General features: G+C 49.0%; 18 protein-coding genes and 1 tRNA gene. 14 read left to right on the top strand and 5 right to left on the bottom strand.

The window, feature by feature from the left end:
- Positions 1–4 precede the first annotated feature (4 nt).
- The 4 genes from ACXX82_RS04990 (at position 5) to ACXX82_RS04975 (ending at position 3,490) form a co-directional block, all read left to right on the top strand.
- Positions 5–721: an ABC transporter permease gene (locus ACXX82_RS04990; protein WP_323507047.1), complete on the top strand. Its 717-nt coding sequence runs from the start codon at positions 5–7 to the stop codon at positions 719–721.
- 72 nt (positions 722–793) lie between these two features.
- Positions 794–1,708, top strand: a complete 915-nt coding sequence (locus tag ACXX82_RS04985) for a glycine betaine ABC transporter substrate-binding protein (protein WP_416186771.1) — start codon at positions 794–796, stop codon at positions 1,706–1,708.
- 10 nt (positions 1,709–1,718) lie between these two features.
- Positions 1,719–2,369 carry an ABC transporter permease gene (locus ACXX82_RS04980; RefSeq protein ID WP_322232477.1) on the top strand — a complete coding sequence of 217 codons (651 nt, stop codon included), beginning with the start codon at positions 1,719–1,721 and terminating at the stop codon, positions 2,367–2,369.
- Positions 2,369–3,490: an osmoprotectant ABC transporter ATP-binding protein OsmV gene (locus ACXX82_RS04975; protein ID WP_322232476.1), complete on the top strand. Its 1,122-nt coding sequence runs from the start codon at positions 2,369–2,371 to the stop codon at positions 3,488–3,490. The genes ACXX82_RS04980 and ACXX82_RS04975 overlap by 1 nt, the downstream gene beginning before the upstream one ends.
- Before the next feature lie 295 nt (positions 3,491–3,785).
- Here ACXX82_RS04975 and ACXX82_RS04970 read toward each other — a convergent pair whose 3' ends face one another.
- The 4 genes from ACXX82_RS04970 to gloB all read right to left on the bottom strand — a co-directional run bounded on the left by ACXX82_RS04970 (position 3,786) and on the right by gloB (position 9,359).
- Positions 3,786–5,204: a DEAD/DEAH box helicase gene (locus tag ACXX82_RS04970; RefSeq protein ID WP_322232475.1), complete on the bottom strand. Its 1,419-nt coding sequence runs from the start codon at positions 5,202–5,204 to the stop codon at positions 3,786–3,788.
- Between the two features lie 482 nt (positions 5,205–5,686).
- Positions 5,687–6,469, bottom strand: a complete 783-nt coding sequence (fabI, locus tag ACXX82_RS04965; protein ID WP_322232474.1) for an enoyl-ACP reductase FabI — start codon at positions 6,467–6,469, stop codon at positions 5,687–5,689.
- A gap of 239 nt (positions 6,470–6,708) precedes the next feature.
- Positions 6,709–8,292, bottom strand: coding sequence for a transglycosylase SLT domain-containing protein (locus tag ACXX82_RS04960; protein WP_458562535.1), 1,584 nt, complete (start codon positions 8,290–8,292; stop codon positions 6,709–6,711).
- A 263-nt stretch (positions 8,293–8,555) separates the two neighbouring features.
- Positions 8,556–9,359, bottom strand: coding sequence for a hydroxyacylglutathione hydrolase (gene gloB / locus ACXX82_RS04955; protein WP_458562534.1), 804 nt, complete (start codon positions 9,357–9,359; stop codon positions 8,556–8,558).
- Here gloB and ACXX82_RS04950 point away from each other — a divergent pair.
- The 5 genes from ACXX82_RS04950 (at position 9,358) to ACXX82_RS04930 (ending at position 12,761) form a co-directional block, all read left to right on the top strand.
- Positions 9,358–10,233 (top strand): class I SAM-dependent methyltransferase, encoded by an 876-nt coding sequence (locus ACXX82_RS04950; RefSeq protein WP_458562533.1) that lies wholly within the window; start codon positions 9,358–9,360, stop codon positions 10,231–10,233. The genes gloB and ACXX82_RS04950 overlap by 2 nt on opposite strands.
- Before the next feature lie 83 nt (positions 10,234–10,316).
- Entirely contained in the window at positions 10,317–10,751 is a 435-nt protein-coding gene (gene rnhA / locus ACXX82_RS04945) for a ribonuclease HI (RefSeq protein ID WP_322232470.1), read from the top strand.
- Between the two features lie 227 nt (positions 10,752–10,978).
- Positions 10,979–11,704 carry a DNA polymerase III subunit epsilon gene (gene dnaQ / locus ACXX82_RS04940; RefSeq protein WP_323507045.1) on the top strand — a complete coding sequence of 242 codons (726 nt, stop codon included), beginning with the start codon at positions 10,979–10,981 and terminating at the stop codon, positions 11,702–11,704.
- 118 nt (positions 11,705–11,822) lie between these two features.
- Positions 11,823–11,899 (top strand) — tRNA-Val (locus tag ACXX82_RS04935).
- 616 nt (positions 11,900–12,515) lie between these two features.
- On the top strand, positions 12,516–12,761 hold the full coding sequence (locus tag ACXX82_RS04930) for a hypothetical protein (protein ID WP_322232467.1): 246 nt from the start codon (positions 12,516–12,518) through the stop codon (positions 12,759–12,761).
- Positions 12,762–12,836: 75 nt separating this feature from the next.
- Here the strand turns inward: ACXX82_RS04930 and ACXX82_RS04925 are convergent, their stop codons facing one another.
- Complete coding sequence (locus tag ACXX82_RS04925; RefSeq protein ID WP_322232466.1) at positions 12,837–13,205, bottom strand: DUF1304 domain-containing protein; 369 nt, start codon at positions 13,203–13,205, stop codon at positions 12,837–12,839.
- Between the two features lie 518 nt (positions 13,206–13,723).
- Between ACXX82_RS04925 and ACXX82_RS04920 the strand changes: the two genes are divergently transcribed.
- From ACXX82_RS04920 to ACXX82_RS04900, 5 genes are all read left to right on the top strand, one after another.
- The gene (locus ACXX82_RS04920; RefSeq protein WP_322232465.1) at positions 13,724–14,392 is read left to right on the top strand and encodes a response regulator transcription factor; all 669 of its coding nucleotides are present in this window, start codon (positions 13,724–13,726) and stop codon (positions 14,390–14,392) included.
- Positions 14,389–15,771 (top strand): sensor histidine kinase, encoded by a 1,383-nt coding sequence (locus ACXX82_RS04915; protein ID WP_323507044.1) that lies wholly within the window; start codon positions 14,389–14,391, stop codon positions 15,769–15,771. The genes ACXX82_RS04920 and ACXX82_RS04915 overlap by 4 nt, the downstream gene beginning before the upstream one ends.
- Positions 15,772–16,089: 318 nt before the next feature.
- Positions 16,090–16,632 (top strand): hypothetical protein, encoded by a 543-nt coding sequence (locus ACXX82_RS04910; protein WP_322232463.1) that lies wholly within the window; start codon positions 16,090–16,092, stop codon positions 16,630–16,632.
- A gap of 124 nt (positions 16,633–16,756) precedes the next feature.
- Positions 16,757–17,914 carry an efflux RND transporter periplasmic adaptor subunit gene (locus ACXX82_RS04905; RefSeq protein WP_458562532.1) on the top strand — a complete coding sequence of 386 codons (1,158 nt, stop codon included), beginning with the start codon at positions 16,757–16,759 and terminating at the stop codon, positions 17,912–17,914.
- Entirely contained in the window at positions 17,907–21,002 is a 3,096-nt protein-coding gene (locus tag ACXX82_RS04900) for an efflux RND transporter permease subunit (RefSeq protein WP_458562531.1), read from the top strand. Before ACXX82_RS04905 ends, ACXX82_RS04900 begins: the two co-directional genes overlap by 8 nt.
- Positions 21,003–21,040: the final 38 nt, after the last annotated feature.

Below are 21,040 nucleotides of genomic sequence, written 5' to 3'. Positions count from 1 at the left end.
AAACATGACGAATCGCTATCGTAATGCCATCGTCGGCACAGCCATCACTATATTGGCCGTGGCGGGCATCGGCTGGACGGTCGGTGCCGACGCCATTGAGCGTTATCAAGGTGATCTGATCTATTACACTATGCGGCACATGCAACTAGTTGGCTGGTCGATGTTGTTGGCCCTTGTGACCGGTCTGCCCGCAGGAATTTTACTTAGCCGCCCTCTATTCGCGCGCCACGCTGAAAAATTCATGCAGATATTTAATATCGGCAACACCATTCCATCGATCGCCGTATTGGCCCTTGCGTTAGCGTTTTTCGGCATCGGTGATAAACCGTCAATCATTGCTTTATGGCTAGCCTCATTACTACCCATAGTACGCAATACGTACGAAGGGCTGAAGCAAGTCCCGCCCTCGTTACGCGACGCGGCTAAGGGTGTCGGTATGAAGCCCTACCAAATCTTGTTCCGGGTCGAGTTGCCAAATGCCATTCCGATTATTGTCGGTGGTATCCGAACCGCCTTAGCCATTAATGTTGGTACCGCACCGCTATCGATTTTGATTGGTGGCGAAAGTCTCGGTAGCATTATTTTCCCCGGCATTTATCTCAACAACCAGGATCAACTATTGCTTGGTGCCACCGCCACGGCAGTACTGGCGCTGATACTTGATGCCATCGTTTCTATCGGCAGCAACGCCTATCTCAGCAAACGCGGTCTATTGCGATAAACGATATCGCAGACATTGCTACCGCAGAGATTCAGATGCGGTTTATCAGCATCTTTTAAGAAGGAGAAAAAAATGAATTTTTTACGCATAAAGCATTTGCTGACAATGACGTTCGGCATATTTAGTCTCGTAATGGCGTCAGCCGCGATCGCTGGCCCCTTAGTAGTCGGCGGTAAAAACTTTACCGAACAGTTAATTCTATCGTCCATGACGCAACAGTATTTACAGTCTAAAGGGTACAGCGTTGAGCTGAAAAATGGCTTGGGTACCACCATCATGCGCCAGGCGATAGAAAGCGGCCAGCTAGATATCGTTTGGGAATATACCGGCAGTTCATTAATTGTATTTAACAAAATTACCGAGAAGCTGGACGACGAGCAATCTTATGAACGCGTCAAACAATTAGACGGCGCCAAAGGTTTGATATGGCTGAAACCATCTAAATTAAATAATACCTACGCGTTAGCAGTGCCTGCCACACGCGCTGAGGAAGAAGGAATAAAAACAATAGAAGATCTGGTAGACAGAATCGCAGCGGATCGCGAGCGCGATCCAGACAGCAAACATTTGTTCGGGGTTGACTTTGAATTTGCCTCACGTTCAGATGGTTTAGGCCCAATGTCAGAACTGTACAACATGCATTTTGACCGGAGTGAGGTCAAGCAGATGGATCCCGGTCTGGTCTATACCGCGTTACGAAACGATCAGTTGTATGTTGGCCTTACGTACTCTTCCGATGGTCGCATTGGTGGTTTTAATTTAAAGCTGCTAGAAGACAACAAGGGTTTCTTTCCGTTTTATACCGCGGCGCCCATGGTTCGTAAAGAAATACTCGACGCCAATCCAAAGCTGGCCGAACAGTTGAACGCTTTGTCGGCCACTATCGACACGCAAAAAATGGCAGCCATGAACAAGCAAGTGGATATCGATCAACAACCGATAGCGCAGGTTGCGGCCGATTTTTTACGCGCTCAAGGTTTGATGTGAGGGATGCAAAATGAGTTTATTTAACTATCTTTCCGGCGCGTGGCCTGAGATTTTACATCTGACTTTGCAACATTTGATGTTGGTGAGTATCGCCGTTGGTTTGGCCATTTTGGTTGGCGTTCCGCTTGGCATAGTGATGATTCGTCACCGTGGGTTAGCCAGCCCGATGCTCGGATTGGCCACCGTCATTTTGACGTTACCATCGATCGCGTTATTCGGATTGATGATCCCGTTGTTCTCCCGTTTTGGCCAGGGTCTGGGACCATTACCCGCCATCACCGCAGTATTTTTGTATTCGTTGTTGCCGATTATGCGCAATACGTATTTGGCACTCGATGGCATTGAAGACGGCGTCAAAGAAGCGGGCATTGGTATCGGCATGACGTTTTGGCAGCGCTTGCGTCTGGTTGATTTGCCATTGGCTGTTCCCGTGATTTTAGGTGGAGTCCGTTCCGCAGTCGTCATGAATATTGGCGTGATGGCAGTTGCCGCTGTGATCGGAGCGGGTGGTTTGGGCGTGCTGATTTTGCACGCGATTAGCCAAAGTAATATGCAAAAACTCGTGGTCGGTGCGGTATTGATCAGCGTCCTGGCAATTGTTGCCGACGCTTTGCTGCAGTGGCTTCAACGCGTACTAACACCGAAAGGAATGCAGAAATAATGATTGAACTCGACAAACTAAGTAAAGTCTTCACCCAAAAAGATGGCGTCAAAGTAAAAGCCGTTGATGAGGTAAGTCTCACCGTCGCCGAGGGTGAAATTTGTGTATTTCTTGGACCTTCCGGTTGCGGAAAGAGCACGACGCTCAAAATGATCAATCGTTTGATCGTTCCCACTTCCGGCCGTGTTTTATTGAATGGTGAAGAAACCACCGGTATCGATGAGGTTACCTTACGTCGTCACATTGGTTATGTTATTCAGCAGGTCGGCCTGTTTCCGAACATGACTATCGAAGAAAATATCACGGTCGTGCCACGCTTGTTGGGCTGGGATAAAAAGCGTTGCCGTGAGCGCGCGACCGAATTAATGGCGATGGTAGCACTTGATCCCAAGTTATATCTAAAACGCTATCCACGCGAATTATCGGGCGGTCAGCAGCAGCGTATTGGGGTGATTCGGGCGTTAGCTGCGGATCCTCCAGTCTTGCTAATGGATGAGCCATTCGGTGCCGTCGATCCGATTAATCGCGAGTCGATTCAGAATGAGTTTTTTCAAATGCAGCGTCAATTGAACAAGACAGTGATTATGGTCAGTCATGATATTGACGAGGCGATCAAGCTTGGCGATAAAATTGCGATTTTCCGTGCAGGAAAGTTGGTACAGCTGGATCATCCCGATACACTATTGGCGCGCCCAAAAGATGAGTTCGTTGGATCATTTGTAGGTCAGGACGCTACTTTGAAACGCCTGTTACTAGTGCGGGCTGGTGATGCAGCGACGACTTCTGCGACCGTGCGGGATGACTCTACGCTAGCAAATGCTTATGGATTAATGGACGAAAATGATTATCGCTACGTCACTGTTACCGACGTGGACAATCATGCCATGGGTTTTGTCTCCCGTCGGGATGCTCGCGGTGCGCAAGGAGCTTGCTCGGATAAGTTGAAGCCATTCCCCGTTAGCGCAACACCGGATGAGAACCTGCGCGTAGTGCTTTCCAAAATGTATAAGCATAGTACGAGCTGGATGCCAGTAATCGATCACGATAGTAGTTATTTGGGCGAGGTTACACAGGATTCAATTGCAGATTATTTGAGTTCGGGACGGACCCGGGTTAAATAAGGTTGGAGATACTTTTTCATTAGTCGTATTTATTACTACGGCTCAGAGATCGCCTTCTTTTTAGTTATGCTTCCTTGGTGGGTGCGTTGAGTCGGAGCAATAAAAAGCACCCAACTGAAGTGCTCCCTCGACAAGGGTCCTCAGAGTGCAAGTCGCTTGAATTAATGACGACCAAACTTAAAACACCAAATACCAATAAAAAAACGGCCACCGGAATAAATCCGATGGCCGTCTTGCTTAGCGTAGCTTAACAATCAATAAGCGATTGTCTTGCCAACCAATTTCAAATCTCTAATTAACGATCACCAAACGAGCGACGTGTGCTGCTGTCGTTAGTGCGGTTACCTTTGTAACCACCGCCAGCACCACCACCTGCGCCAGCACCGTCACGACGCGGAGCGCCTGGCTTGCTGAACGTACGACCGCCTGGCTTACTTGGCGCACTGCGATTGTCGCCTGGTTTCCAGCCACCTGGTTTGTGGTTTGAGCGTGGTGCAGAAGCTGTTTTCTTTGGTTCAAAACCAACAACGACATCGACCGGAATTAATTGCTTTGTGAAGCGCTCGATACGCTTAACGTTCATGCTTTCAGCATGGTTCACCAGCGATACAGCCACACCGTTACGGCCAGCGCGACCAGTACGACCAATACGGTGGACGTAATCTTCAGGGAACTTAGGCAAATCGTAGTTGAACACGTGGGTGATCGCTGGGACGTCGATACCGCGTGCGGCAACGTCAGTTGCTACCAATACGCGCACTTGACCGCGACGCAGACTGTCCAGAGTGCGGTTACGGGCGCCCTGATGCATGTCACCATGCAATGCGGCTGCAGCGAAACCGGCGATGTTCAGGCGGTCAGCGATATTGTCAGCGTCACGCTTGGTGGCAGTAAATACAACTGCCTGGTCCATCGTTTCGTCGCGCAACAGATGATCCAGCAAACGATTTTTGTGCGACAGATCGTCGACAAAATGCACCTTTTGTTGAATGTTTTCATGCTTGGTTGCTGAACCAGCGATCTGAATGATCATTGGGTTTTTAGTGATGCGTTTTGCCATGTTACCGACAACGCCATCAAGCGTAGCCGAGAACAACATGGTTTGACGTGATTCAGGTGTAGCAGCAACGATTTTTTCGATATCGTCGATGAAACCCATGTCCAACATACGGTCAGCTTCGTCAAGGACGAGAATTTGCAATTGCGAGAAATCGATCTTGCCTGATTCCATGTGATCGATCAAACGACCAGGTGTGGCGACCAGAATTTCTGGATTTTTAGCCAGCAATTGCATTTGTTTAGGATAAGGCATACCACCGAGGATCGAAATTGCCTTGATGCGCTTCATGTGTGAGCCGTACTTATCAGTAGCGCTCGTTACTTGCAGTGCCAATTCGCGTGTTGGGGTTAGTACCAACATTTTTGGTTGCGCAGCTTTGAAACGTGGGCGATCACCGCGTGAACGCGATGCTTGCATTTCTTGATTTGGTGTTTTGCCAGTTTGATCAACAACAGGCTCAGACGCGAATTTATGCAGAGCTGGCAGCATGAAAGCTGCAGTTTTGCCGGAACCGGTTTGCGACGATACCATTAGGTCGCGGCCTTCGATAGCGGCTGGAACAGCTTGTTCCTGAACGCTAGTTGGTTTTGTGTAGCCGGCTTCAGTCAGTGCTTGGATAACGGACGCGTGTAAGCCTAGTGATTCAAATGTCATTTATTTCTTTCGTAAAGTTCAGCGTCATCGTGCAAATATCAACTAAGTGACAAATGCTGAGAACGCAAAAAAGCAACGCCAACCAACGAAATGACTATGAAACGACAAAGAAATTTCGGCACAAAAGCTTTGCGCCGGGACGGTGTCAGTTAAACGACACACAAGGCGGGAGGGCTTTTACAATGCAATGTCTAAATTGAACGAAGACATGCTTAGGCTTGCGCAGCTACTTGTTTTTGTTTTTAACGATTAAACTTGCTTGCTCGCTTAATCGTTGCTTGCGTCATATTGCAACGCAGCCCATGATAATACAGTAATTTCGCCCGTGATACACGAAAAATGTTGCTGTTGCACATAAACAGCTTCAACAGAAACCTATAAGACCGTCGTTCGTTGTTTTTTTGTCGACCTTCAGCCGCAGAGGAAAGCAAAACGTCCGAGACATCCGGACGTTGTTGATGTTTTAAGAAAATGGTAAGTGTTTACTCGGAGATGCCGCCCACGACTTTTGAGAAGCCGCCATCGACGTAGGTAATCTCGCCGGTGATGCCGCTTGCCAAATCAGACAGCAGGAACGCGGATGCGTTACCGACGTCTTCGAGGGTGACGTTACGACGTAATGGGGCGTGTTCGGCAACAAAGCCCAGAATTTTGCCAAAGCCTTTGATCCCGCTTGCTGCCAGTGTTTTGATCGGACCGGCGGAGATACCGTTGACGCGTACTCCTTTAGGGCCGAGCGACTCTGCAAGATAGCGGACACTGGCTTCCAGCGAAGCTTTCGCCAGACCCATGGTGTTGTAGTTCGGTACCACGCGGTCAGAGCCGAGGTAAGTCAACGTCAGTAATGCCGAATTTGGACGCAACATTGGTAACGCTGCTTTGGCCATTGCAGGGAAACTATAGGAGGAAATGTCATGCGCAATCTTGAAGCCTTCGCGGGACAAGCCATCCAAAAAATCACCTGCTATCGATTCTGCCGGGGCGAAGCCAATGGCATGGACCATACCATCTAGCTGATCCCAGGATTTTCCCAGATCGGCGAATAATGCGTTGATTTGCTCATCGCTGCCAACGTCACAATTAAAAATGAGTTTACTGTCAAACTCGGCTGCAAATTTGGTGATACGGTCTAAAAAGCGCTCGCCGACGTATGTAAACGCGAGTTCCGCACCTTCACGTTTACACGCTTGAGCGATGCCATAAGCGATTGAGCGATTCGACAATACGCCGGTGATCAGGATTTTTTTTCCTTGCAGAAATGCCATGTTGACTCCAGATATGCGCGCCATGTGACGGCGGCGCGGTTGTGCGGTGCGTTCCTGCGCAATGACAAATACCAAGGTATCAATCGCAGTGTAACGGATATGTTTTTACGCGAACTGGGCCAGATTGTAGGGGTTCATTACGATCCCGGCAACTAGTCCCCGCTATATCGCGAATTATCTTGCGCTATCCCGTGATGTTTATCTCAGCATAGGTAAGCGTATTGATCGGAATATAAGGATTACTGCTTCCGTGTGCTACGGCTAGACGCGATTAGTTCACCCTTGGCATCTGCTGCGTGTGCTTTTTTGGAGGCGACGACTGTATTGTGTTTTGTTGCACTCCCTTTTCTCACTGGGCTTGCTACTTTTACAATGCGCTCTGTGCGTTGACCACGGCTATTTACCAACACGGCTTTATGATATTGCGTTCCAGTGGAAGCGCGTTTGGCCCCGCCATTGGAGGCGCCGGGTCGGTTTGGTACCTGCAATTGCAGACTTTGACCGCGGTTAATGCTATCGCGACGTAAACTGTTCCACGATTTGACCTGACTTATACTAACGTTGTAGCGCCCTGCGATGGATGCAAGCGTATCGCGTTTTCCAACTTTGACGAAAATGCGGCGCGTTTCTGGAATATCCGGTGCCACTGCCATCGTCGCATTGTCAGCGACTTCTGCTGTGATATCGCTATTTTGTGTTTCAGTTTTAGGCACCAGGATAGTCGATCCAGCCTTCAATACCATGCGCGGTGGAATATGGTTGACTTCGCGCAAGATCGCAGGTGTTGTGTCGAATTTGGCGGCGATCGCCTCAATCCGTTCGCGTGCATTTCCGACTGTGTGAGATGTCCAGGTGGACAATGATTTCGTCCATTGGGCAATATTTTTCTTAAATTTTTCTGCATTCGATTGCGGAAGCAAAATTTTGGTGTCCGAACTACCGATAATTACTGGTCGGTTAAATTGCGGATTGAGCGCCTTAAAATCATCAAGCGACAGTTCTGCCAGTTGCGCTGCTACCTTGACATCAATGTCACGGGTTTTGCCAATGGTTACAAAGTACGGTTCATTATCGATCTTCGGGAGCGCAATATTGTATGCGTCCGGTGCTGCGATGATATTTTTAACGGCTTGCAATTTGGGGACGTAATTACGCGTTTCCGCTGGCATTTGAGAGGCGAGACTGGCAAAGTCGGTTGGTAAACCAGCCGCCTGATTTCTGTCGATCGCTTTTTGGACTGAGCCCTGACCCCAGTTATATGCTGCCAGTGCCAATTGCCAGTCGCCAAACATGCCGAACAAGGTTTGCAAATAAGTCAGTGCGGCGTCCGTTGACGCCAGAACATCACGCCGGTCGTCCTTAAACATATCTTGCTTGAGATTGAAATCGCGTCCTGTTGCGGGCATGAACTGCCATAGACCGACCGCTTTGGCGCTAGAAAAAGCTTGCGGATTGAAGGATGACTCGATGAACGGCAATAAAGCTAGTTCAGTTGGCATGCCGCGTTTTTCGAGCTCCTGTACAACGTGAAACAAGTAGGGAGATGCGCGCAATGTGGTGCGTTCAAAATAATCGGGACGCGAGCTATAAAATTCAGTTTGGGAGGTGACTTGTGCGTTGTCCAGGTCGGGAATGCTGAAACCTTTTCGTATTCTCGCCCAGACGTCGACCTGCGTCATACCAAGCACACCAGCGCTTGGATTGGCGGGGTCGATTAAACTAAAAGTGGGGGCGTAAATAGAAATATCGCTAGCATGGGCCAGCAGCGGATTGCCGAAAAAAGCGATGGCAGCAAGCGCGAATGTCTTGAATTTAAATGGCATGGAATCTTTTTTGCGAAACCGGCCAGTAGGGCCAAGTAATAGAAATATAGAGCGTAGTGTACGTAAGCAGCTTTTGTCGCGTCAAGCAAAAATTATGCTTTCTCAAGGAGATAAGTGATTGATTAATAGCGTAATTAATAACCTAGACCTTACAGCAGGACGACAATCCGTCACTTTAAGGGCGGTTGCCCTCTGGCAAGAGATAATCTAAGGCGTTGGATCATGGGGCGTGACGAAAGGACGGCTGTTGGATTTGGAGCATATTATTTGAAAGTATTTTTCCAAAGCCGCAGCGCGGCAAACGCAGCGATGGGATTATCTTGATCGGTATGTGGAAGATGATCGCTATCTCGCAAGCTGGCGATAATTTCCGGCTCTCCATAACGCAAAAAAGGATTGGTGGCGTTTTCCTCGCCAATACTCGATGGTATTGTTGGGACTTGGCGATCACGTTTTGCTTGTTCTGTCGCAATGCGACGGGTCAGTGCTCCGTTGCCAGGTTCAACTGCCTGCGCAAAACGCAGATTGGACATTGTATATTCATGTGCGCAATAAACTTGTGTTTCTGCGGGCAAGGCGCTCAGCTTTGAGAGCGACGTCACCATTTGGGCTGGTGTGCCCTCGAATAAGCGTCCGCATCCGCCTGCAAACAAGGTGTCACCGCAAAACAACCAATTTTGTTGGTTCGCAACATAGGCGATATGACCACTAGTATGGCCCGGTACATCCAGTACTGACAGTGTTAATGGCAGTTGCGGAACGTCAATAATATCGCCTTCGTTTAATAGTTTGGTAACATCAGCAATGACTTCATGTGCGGGGCCGAAAACGGGGACATTGGCATGCTGCAACAAAATTTGCACCCCGCCGACATGGTCAGCATGGTGATGTGTCAGTAAAATAGCGCTAAGTTTGAGTGTCAGGGTGCCCAGCGCGGCGATTACCGGGGCGGCATCACCCGGATCAACCACTGCGGCGTGACATCCATCATGTATAAGCCATATGTAATTGTCATTGAAAGCCGGAATCGCCACTACACTCAACGCGTTACTTAACAAGGCAGTCATGGAATATCCGTCTTCAAAAAAGTCTATTATAGCGCTCGGCCCGTGGCTGCAAACGCCAATTGGCCAATATATGCTTACCTGGGAACAGGCGCATCTGGACGCGATGACCGCAGATATTTTCGGCTTTAATGCGATGCAAATTGGTTTGCCTCAAATGGATACCTTGCGGGCGAACCGAATGCGTCACAAGTGGTTAAGTGATAGTGAACCGTTGGAGAATTGGGCGCAAAATAGGAACGAAAGTTGCAATAATTCCACGTCAATGCAGGCCGCGGGCCAAGATCAGACGCATGACCAAACACAAGGCAGAATGGAGACTAATCAGGGCCAATCAAAAATAGTTATTGCCCACGATTTCGCCGACCTGCCATTTGCCTCGCAAAGCCTCGATCTTGTCGTTCTGCCGCATGTGCTGGAATTTGCTGCCGAGCCGCATCAGGTGTTGCGCGAGGTGGAACGCGTGTTAATCCCCGAGGGTCAAGTCATTATTTGTGGCTTCAATCCAGCCAGCCTATGGGGAATACGGCAATCGACCGGTCGGCTTTCAGGCGCCCATTTTTTGCCGCAAAATGCCGAATTTATTAGCTTGCTCCGACTTAAGGATTGGCTGAAGTTGCTCAACATGGAAGTGAATCGCGGGCGTTTCGGTTGTTATGCACCGCCTTGCGCAACCGCGAAATGGCTGAACCGATTTTCATTTATGGAGAAAGCGGGTAACCGTTGGTGGCCATATTTTGGTGCCACGTATATAGTGCAAGCGATCAAGCGCGTTAAAGGAATGCATCTGATTGGTCCCGCGTTTAGCAAAAAAGCGATCAAGGCGGCTAACGGCGTGCCGGCGACGAACAGAACACACAAAGCAGGTAAGAATTAAGACGGCGATAACGCTGTAGATCAAAGAATTTAGATTTCTTTTTCTTTTCAATTAACAAACTACTAACGAATAAGATATCAAGCATGGACAAAGTAGAAATATTTACCGATGGCGCCTGTAAAGGTAATCCTGGCACTGGCGGTTGGGGCGCATTACTTATTGCCAACGGTAGCGAGAAGGAACTATTCGGCGGCGAGCGCAATACCACCAACAATCGGATGGAATTGTTAGCCGTCATCGAGGCCTTAAAGGCGCTAAAAAAGCCATGTGAAGTCATCGTTCATACCGATAGCCAATATGTTCAAAAAGGCATTAGCGAGTGGATTCATGGCTGGAAGGCGCGCGGCTGGAAGACCGCAGCAAAAGCCCCGGTAAAGAATGTCGATCTGTGGCAGGCTCTGGATGCCGCGCAAGCACAGCACCAAATGGATTGGCGCTGGATTAAGGGGCATGCAGGTCATGTTGGCAACGAACGTGCTGATGAACTGGCTAACCGTGGCGTGACGACGGTCTTATAGTTCAGGCTTTTTTTTGCCCAATATCTAGGTCTTGTCGTTGATCTGGTCCCCAATTGGTACTACATGCACCCAAGGGCATGCATTTGCGGACAGTCCTTTTTTGTACACCTTTTAGTAGCAGCTGACCACTTCGCCAATCGTTGCTGACAATACAGATCACCATCAAATTGTAACAACGCCATCTTGGCTTTTTGTATACCTTTACCAGTTTTTAAAAATAAGTGACTATGCGACAAATTGTTTTAGATACCGAAACCACAGGCCTTAACCCGCGCACCGGTGATCGGGTCATCGAAATCGGCTGCGTTGAATTGATTGACCGTCGTTTGACAGGCAATAACTATCATCAATACATTAATCCTGAACGCGACTCTGAAGACGGCGCGTTGGCAGTTCATGGATTGACCACAGAATTTCTGAGTGATAAACCAAAATTTCGACAGATTGCCGCCGAACTGAAAGAATATATTAACGGCGCAGAAGTCATCATTCATAACGCACCGTTCGATCTGGGCTTTTTGGATGCTGAATTTAAACGCCTGGACCTTGAAACTTTTAGTAGCGAGATTGACGGCGTGATCGACACGCTGGTGCAAGCTAAGGAAATGTATCCCGGAAAGCGGAATTCGCTGGATGCGCTCTGTGATCGCTATGGCATTTCAAATGCGCATCGGACTTTGCATGGCGCTTTGCTCGATTCTGAGTTGCTGGCAGAAGTTTACCTTGCCATGACGCGCGGTCAGAATAGCTTTAGCATTGATTTTGGCGATAACCAGGATGGAGAGGGTGAAGATGGGGCGCGTTTGCCATTAACGCCTTTGGCGGAAATTTTCGTTCGTCTTGCCAGCGTCGACGAGCTTGAATTGCATGAGGGTGTGCTAGGGACCATCGACAAAGAGGTTCGAGGCCTCAGCGTCTGGCACAAATTACCTGCGGAAATTGCATCTAATTAATAGTAGGGCGCCATATGAGTCCTGCGTTCTGGTGGTTGATGGTCAATCTTTGCCAGAAGCTTTAAAATAAGGTTGTACAGATGCGAGTGTTGTTGTATTATTCTGTCCTGTTGCAAACGGGCGGTTAGTTCAGCTGGTTAGAATACTTGGTCGACATCCAAGGGGTCGCAGATTCGAATTCTGCACCGCCCACCAGAATATAAAAGGTCTTTCTTCGGAAAGGCCTTTTTCATTTTCAGCGCCATTCTTAGCCGTTCCCCGATTCGCGTGCCAGTGCATGCCTAGACATTGGGCGCATTGCTAGAATCCCAGACGCGTCGCGCACTCCCAATAATAACGTTAGGAAAATCATGATTTGTCATCAGTGCAAGACGCAAAGCCTCACGACCGATTTAACATGCACGCAATGCGGCGCTGATCTGGTTGGCAAAACAGGCGGTGCAAATTCACCGCCCATTCAAAAAAAAGTGCCACTCAATCCCAGATATTATGGACAGATAGCGTCGTGGGTTGTGATCTGCTTGTTTGTGCTGCTTTATAAGCTAGTACTTCCGGCATTCATAGTAAGTACCATTTGGGAAAACTCGACAATCTTTGGTGTTGGCGTTGCATTGTCGTGGATTGCAGGACGCTTAATTGGCAAGATTCTGGCGCAGAAAAAAGCAAACTGACGGCCGTCAACATTAGGCAAACCTTTTAAGCGGATGCCAATCTGGACAATAGAGTATGCAGATGCGTAGCTATGACAAGCTCGGATAAAGTAGTCTTGTTTTTTCCATGGTAGGATATTCCTAACAATGAGGAGACTACGATGCCATCCGAACTTTTAGGTACGTATGAAATTGAGTATTCGGCCGTCTTATTGCCTGACAGCGAGCATTGGGCCGCATATCTAACCATCTTTGCGCCGTCACCCAATCCCATGCACCGGAATAATATTTTTCCTAATCAACGGGTTTCCGTTGAGCACGTCTTTGCGAATCAAGAAGACGCGGAGCGAGAGGCGCAAAAAATCGGCGCTGAGATGATCAATAAGTGCAGCTCCAACAAAGCTTGATGCGATAGAAGGTTGATGCAGGTAAGATGCCCGAGTTAGCTGTTGAGCTACTCCAAAGAAGTATCAAAGGACGGATCAAATCGCCAGCAACACAGCTAGGGCAATGATGGCGGGAAGCGCCTGAACGATCAAAATTTTCTTGCCCACCGTTGCTGCGCCAAATAAGCCAGCAATGATGACGCATAGCAGGAAAAACACTTTGATCGAGAATCCGTTTGGTCCCAACCAAAGTCCCCACAACAAACCGGCAGCTAGAAACCCGTTGTATAAGCCTTGATTCGCTGCTAATGCCTTGGAGGCGGTGGCGAATTCTTGCGTCAGGCGAAACGTTTTCAGTCCTAGTGGTTTATCCCAGAACACCATCTCAAGTATTAGAAAATAGACGTGTAGCAATGCGACTAAGGTAATTAAGATAGTTGAAATAATACCAATGGCAGCGGTCATGAATTTTATCCTTTAATAGCGCAGAGTCATGATGCAGACGACGATGTCAATATTGCAATTTAATGAAAAAAGAGAGGTCAATCGGAGGTCAATACGATTATCCAGTCTGGGGCGGGTTATCTTTTGTCGTGGTGACATTGCTGTATTTCGAACAGGCCAAGATTCACTTGCGTTGCCTTCCCTTTTCCCGTTGCAGAAACCACTCTTTTCGCGCACGTAATCTCAGGGGAGCGTGTTAGCGTGAGTCGTCTTTCCAATAAATAGTTAATATTAGGCCATTATTTAGTGCGGCCACGCACGATACTACATAATTTTATGGCTTTTTATAACGAATAGTTTTTGCTCAATCTTGCTGTTGCGCCGTCGACTAGGGGGTGTGTTTTGTCATCACGCAGCCGAGCAGCACTTTCAATCAACGATACCGATTAGAATTGGCATCTAAATAATGTGGTTAGTAGATGCACTCCTTGCGGCTTCCCATATTTACTGCCCCATATTCAAACTTCGCAAATAAGATTATGCACATTCTGTTGGTAGAAGATGACTCAGTACTTGCCGACGGCATTTTGCGGATATTCAAAGGTCATGGAATGGTCGTTGACGTGGTGCAGAATGGCAGCGATGCTGACGCACTGTTACAACGCACCGAGATTTCCGTAGTGGTGTTGGATATCGGTTTGCCGGGTATGGATGGTTTTGAAGTCGTCCGTCGCTTGCGCGCCCGTGGCAGCCATATTCCCGTGTTGTTGCTGACCGCACGCGACTCCGTCCAGGATCGGGTCTACGGTCTGGAGATTGGGGCCGACGACTATCTGGTGAAGCCATTTGCGACACAGGAATTGGTGGCACGGGTAAGGGCTTTATTGCGACGCAGCGCGCCACAGCCGCTGGAGATGCATTTGGGTGGACTCTCACTCAATACGTCGTCCCGCAGAGCAAAAATCAATGGTAAGTCGATTGAACTCTCGGTACGTGAATGGGCAGTCCTTGAATATCTGCTGCAACAAGCGTCCCGCGTGGTGTCGCGGCAACAGATCATTGATGCGATTTTACCTTGGGGTGCGGAACTGACCCTTAATGCGGTGGAAGTTTATATCTCGCGTATTCGACTGAAAATTGCGGATGCCGGAATTGAAATTCGTACTATACGAGGATTCGGTTACATGCTGGAAAAAGTCGAGCTATGAACAGTATTCGGATCAACCTGCTGATGTGGCTAATTGTGCCGCTCCTCATTGTGAATTTTGTTGGCGCTGGCCTTAGTTATTGGCTGGCTTGGGTACCTGCACAAATTGCCTTCGATCAAAGTCTGGCAGATGCTGGCTGGGCCATGGTTCCCCGTTTGCAGGAAAAGAATGGCCAGGTAGAAAGCACGTTGTCGCAACAGGCTGAGCAAGTATTGCGAGTCGATCACTTTGACGCCATTTATTTGGTGGTGCGAAGCCAAGATGGGAAGTTGCTCGCTGGTGATGCGGATTTTCCGGCGCTGCCGCAGCAAAAAGCATTAAACGAGCCTACGCCCTATGAAGGTCAAATGCGCGGTGAGCCGGTGCGAATAGTGGCACTCCAGACGACGGTTGGGCGCCAGCAGGTATTTATCGGCGTCGCAGAAACGCTACGTAAGCGTAACCATATTCGATCCGTCATTTTTTTTGCGCTCTCTATACTGGAGGCGCTATTAGCGATTATGTTGATTGCGACGATCTGGTTTGCTGTGAGCAAAGGCTTGTTGCCGCTGAAAAAAATGCAGCTGGATTTGAATTTACGTAGCCACGACGATTTATCCGCGTTGGATGAAAACAATGTGCCGCTGGAACTTGGGCCAGTAGTGACGGCTATCAACGGTTTGCTCAACAAGGTGCAAAACGGCGCTCAGCGACAGCAACATTTTCTGGCAAATGTCGCGCACCAGTTACGAACCCCGTTGGCTGGATTCAGAACGCAATTGGAATGGTTACTACAAAAGAACGCTAGCGAACCGGAAACCGCGCATTCGATCAAACTCATGGCATCGTCGACCGAGCGGATGATCCGCCAGACTAATCAGTTGTTAGCCTTGGCAAGAGCGGAGCCGACAAAATTTGAAAAAGAACGGCTGGAAGTCATTGAATTAAATAAACTGGTGGAAGAGTCGATTCAGCATTTCGTCGAAGAAGCCGATAAAAAGGCTATCGACATCGGTTTTAATCTGCATAAAACCCGTGTAATGGGAGATCCATTTCTATTACGTGATCTGATCGATAACCTGATCGATAATGCGATCCGCTACTCACCTGGCAACGGCACTGTCACTGTTAATACGATACAAGGCAACGATGGCGGCATTTTCTCGGTAGAGGATTCGGGGCCCGGCATCGCCGCCTCGGAGCAAGAGTTAATCTTTACGCGCTTTTATCGTATTGATGACAATATTGCTGGCAATGGCCTGGGATTAGCGATTGTGCGCGATATTACCAAAGACCATGGGGCCAGAATCACCGTGGAACCCGGACCGACATGCGGCACCATATTCTCAGTGCTTTTCCCCTTTCCTATTCTTGGCACTCCCACTAAGTTGCAGTCTTAGTTGCAGTCTTAGTTGCAGTCTAAATTGCTGCTCTAATTGCAGGTCTGTCGCCCCACAATCATCCATATTGGCAGCGGTCATCTGGATGGCTTTGCTTCGATTGCGATGTTGGCATCTGCATTCCGTCCGCGTTCTATTTAGTCTCTTACCATCAATTGATCGCTTATCTTTTGTTTGTCAGGATTTTGTCAGGTTTCCTTCAGGTTATTGACAGGATCGGTGGTTATTCTGTAGTAGTTCCTTCTGGAATCGCAAGGAATCTTGTCAATTAGTTAGGTTCCCTGTGCCATATTACTTACTGGCGCTAGTTCCGACTCAATGACTTATTCCACTCGCATCCTATTTATTTACATCCTGCTAGCGCTGGGCATGACGATATCTTCGGCAAACGCACAGGATGCGCTGGTGCCGTGTCGACGGTTTCTGCACCAGATTGAATGCGTGACCGTGCCGCTTGCAACATCAGGTGAAGATGCCGACGCTAAGCAGTTTGTGGCACCGACTAACGGCTTAGGGAAAATTTATCTGATACGGCCCGGAACAATGGAGCCGAAACAAAAGACTGAGATTTTTTTGGATGGTAAATGGATCGCCAATTTGGCTCCGATGACCTATCTGGTGATGGAAACCAGCTCCGGTACGCACACTGTAAGTTCCAATCTACAAGCGGCTTCATCTTTGTCATTAGATGTTACTGGTGACAAAAATACGTATGTTAAAGAGCAGTTATACCAATTTTTCAATAGTGAAAAAATTGTTTTTGAAATCGTCGATCAGCACACCGGACAGGCCGACGTTTTGAAATCTGCCTTGATCAGCAAGGTTCCCGCCACGAGAGTTGATCAACCCTCCAAGCCCTGAAGCCATACATTGATGTCGCATTCTTTTTACAACACCTGATAAAGCGACGAATGCAACAGAATTACATTGATGTTGGGAAGATCAGCCCGATCAGCGAACAACGATTCTTACTATAAGTACCATCATGCAAAAGTCTATCCTGCCTAGAAAAAAAAATGTTTGTATTCTCGCAATCGGTGTCCTCGCTATTGCCGGAATCGTTTGGATTACGTCAAGCAGTAAAGGTGTTATCCATGCAGCAGATGCCAACGCTGAGCCAATCCCTAATTTGATTCGAAAAGGCGATCAGATTTCAGTTCCTTTGCATTCGCCGCTGCGTGACCGTCTTACCGTGCAATTGGTTGCGGCAATGGATACCGCACATGCTCTGGAATTGCCAGCGCAGGTAGAAGCCGATCCTTCCCGGACCATCAATATCGTGCCACCGGTTGCGGGAAAAGTGTTGGAGCTAAAGGTTGGCCTTGGCGATCATGTCAAAAAAGGACAGCTGTTGCTGGTGATGACGTCGGGTGATTTTGCGCAAGCAGCGTCGGACCAACAGAAGGCCCGCGATACTTTGCAACTGGCGAAGAAGATCGTTGATCGCCAGCGCGGCGTTCAAGACGCTGGCGCAGGCGCGGCGAAGGATTTGGAGCAAGCTGAAAGCGCAAGCATTCAGGCGCAGGCTGAGTTTACTCGCGCTGATACGCGGTTGAAATCCTTGGGTGTGGTAAGCGCAGATAGCAATGGACGCCGCCTCAATATCGTCGCGCCTACTTCCGGCAGTATCACGGCATTGTCAATCGGCGTCGGTCAAAGCGTCAATGATCCAACCGCGTCGATGATGACAATAGCGAATCTGGATAACGTCTGGATTACTGCCAATGTGCCTGAAAATTTAGTGTCATCCATCAAGACCGGACAGCAAGTGGCGATCCATTTGCCAGCTTATGCTGATATGCCATTTAAAGGCAGCGTCAGTTTTATCAGCGATGTTTTGCAACCGGATACACGTCGTGCGTTGGTGCGTATCAGCATGCCTAATGCCGATGGAAAATTAAAGCCAAACATGTTTGCAAGGGTGTCGTTCGCCGTCGCTCAAACATCCGCGCCAGTAGTGCCAACTTCGGCATTACTCATGAATAACGATGACACTACCGTTTTCGTCGAGACGACACCGTGGACGTTTGTAAGGCACAAGGTTGAACTGGGTAGTGAAGCAAACAGCAGCGTCCGTATTCAAGCCGGCCTCAACGTCGGGGATCGGGTTGTGACTAAGGGCGGAGTGCTTCTTAATGATTAATAACGTCGTCCGCTATTGCCTGCAAAAGCGCTATGCAGTGATTCTGGTGACGATTTTGGTGGCGCTGTTTGGCTATTATTCGTGGACCCGTATGGCGGTAGAAGCTTATCCTGAACTGTCCGATGTCTCCGCACAGGTGACGACCCAGGCGCCCGGTCTGGCTGCGGAAGAAATTGAGCAACAGATCACGATACCGCTAGAACGTCAATTGAGCGGCACGCCTGGTTTGGTACATATACGCTCGTCCAGCACATTTGGCTTATCCCTGATTACACTGACGTTTAAAGATGGTGCTGAAGATTACTGGGAGCGTCAGCGCGTCACTGAGCGCATCGCGCTGGTAACAATGCCAACAGGGATTACACCAACTCTGGATTCGGTCAGCGGTCCTTCGGGCGAAATTTATCGCTACACGCTTGAGTCTGATAGCAAGAATTTGATGGAACTGTCAGAGATTCAGCGCTGGATCGTCATCCCCGAATTACGGCAGATTCCAGGTATTGCGGATGTGGGCAATTTTGGCGGCATGACGATGGAATATCAGCTTGAGATTGATCAAAATCAATTGCAGCGCTTTGGCGTTTCGCTACCGGACGTGACCACTGCGATCAATAACAATAACGCCAACGCAGGCGGCAGTCGTATTTCCCGTGGTGAGCAGGGTTATGTCGTACGTGGACTGGGGATGATGCGCAGCTTGACGGACCTTGGCAATGTCGTGGTCAAGCAAGTCAGCGGTGTGCCGGTTTTGGTGCGTGATCTCGGCAAACTGCAATACAGTCATCAAGAACGTCAGGGAATTCTTGGCAAGGACAACAATCCCGATACGATTGAAGGCATCGTCAAGCTATTGAAATATCAAAATGCGTCCGAAGTGATCAAGGATGTGCATACAAAAGTGGCACAGTTACAGAAACAATTGGCGCCGCAAGGGGTGCGAATTGTTCCTTATATTGATCGCGATGAACTGATTCAACTGACCGTCCATAAAGTCAGCCACACGGTGCTGGAGGGAATTGGCCTTGTATGTATCGTGCTGATTTTATTTCTTGGTAGTCCGCGTAGTGCGCTGGTTGCAGCGGTGACGATTCCGCTGGCGTTGGTAGCTGTTTTCATTATGATGTATTTGACCAAAATGCCAGCGAATTTATTCTCGTTGGGCGCAATCGATTTTGGCATCATTGTGGATGGTGCAATTGTTGTGACGGAAGCGATTTTGCGGCGGCGCGAGGCCAAGCCAACTGAAGAGCTAACCGAGATAGAAGTTCGTGCAGCGACCACCGAAGTGATCAAGCCGATTTTCTTTGCGACGTTGATTATTATTAGTGCGTATTTGCCGTTGTTCGCGTTTGAACGTGCTGAAGGAAAGCTGTTATCACCAATGGCGTTCACCGTCAGCTACGCGCTGATCGGTGCGCTTATTTGTAGCATCGTTCTGGTGCCTGGATTGGCCTATATGGCGTTGCGAAAGCCACGCAAAATATTTCATAACAAGCCCCTCGAATGGTTAAGTACAGGTTATCGAAATACACTTGGTGGTATGTTGAACAATCCATCGATTGCGTATGTGATTGGTGTGGTGGCATTGGTCGGTGTGATTGCTTTAGGTGCTGTTACCGGGCGCGAGTTCATGCCGCAGCTGGATGAAGGGACGCTTTGGTTGCAAGTCCAGATGCCATCTGGATTGTCGCTGGAAAAAGGCAGCGAAATGGCGGCCGAATTAAGGCGTACGCTGCTATCGTTCCCTGAAGTTTCTTATGTCGTCACGCAGCTTGGTCGTAGTGATGACGGTACGGATCCATGGACGCCGTCGCATATGGAAGTGCCGGTGGGGTTGAAACCATATAACACCTGGCCTCCTGGAGAAAATAAGGCCGATTTTGTTCGACGTCTCAACGCACGGCTAGTGCAGCTGCCTGGCTTTTCTATCGGTATTAGTCAGCCGATTAGTGACGGCGTTAATGACGCGGTGGGTGGCGCGCATAGTCCGTTGGTGATTCGCATCTATGGTGAAGATTTCAAAGAGTTGCGTCGCATCGGCAATAACATTGTTGACGTTCTGCACGGCGTACGAGGAAGTGCTGACGTATCGATTTTTCAGGAACCACCGATCCCACAGATGGTGATTGATATTGATCGGGCTGCCGCTGCCCGTCTCGGTATTAATATTGCCGATATTTCTAACTTGATACAGACCGGTATCGGAGGCGCGCCGGTGACGCAGATGTATGTTGCCGATCGTATCTATAACGTGACGGTTCGGTTCCCCAAGGATAGTCGGAATGGGTCCGAGGCACTGGGAAACTTGCTCCTTACGGCATCCAGCGGCGCGCGCATTCCCCTTTCTCAATTGGCGCATATTAGGGCTGGAACAGGCGAAAGTACTATTACGCATGAAAGTACGCACAGACAGTTGACCGTTCGACTTGATTACGCAGATCGTGATTTGCTTTCCTATTATAAAGATGCGCAAGCCAGGGTCGCTAGTGATGTGCAGTTTGATCATTCCAAATATCGTCTGGAATGGGCCGGCCAGTTTGAAAATCAGGAGCGGGCGCAAGCACGTCTGATTGTGGTCTTCGGTCTGGTACTGGGTTTGATGGCGCTTATTTTATATGCCGGATTTGGCAAATTGCGCCAAGCCATGCTCATTCTGGGTGTAGTGCCGCTGGCCGCACTGGGCGGCCTGATCGCATTGCGTGTCACTGGCAATACTATTAACGTTGCGACCGGCGTCGGCTTCATCGCTCTATTTGGTGTTGCGGTACAAAACGGCATCATCATGGTATCCAACATCAATCGGGTGCGACAACAAGGTGTGATGTTAATGGAGGCGGTTTTGGCGGGCGCCTCTGAACGTTTCCGCCCGGTGCTTATGACTGCAACCGTAGCGTCGGTTGGCATGTTGCCAGCCGCGCTGGCAACCGGTGTCGGCACCGATGTACAGCGCGGCCTGGCCACGGTCGTTGTCGGTGGATTGGTGGTCGCGACGCTGTTGACACTGTTTATTTTGCCCACATTCTATTTCGCTCTGGAGCGTTGGATAGAACGTCGTAAAGGGGTAAGTCCGACTCCCGATGGCCGCTAGTCGATTAACAAAAATAGATCGTTGAGCCGGAGTACGGC

This window comes from Glaciimonas sp. GNP009 (assembly GCF_054343755.1).
The sequence above is the reverse complement of the archived record's forward strand: the minus strand, read 5'-3'. Positions and strand labels throughout refer to the sequence as shown.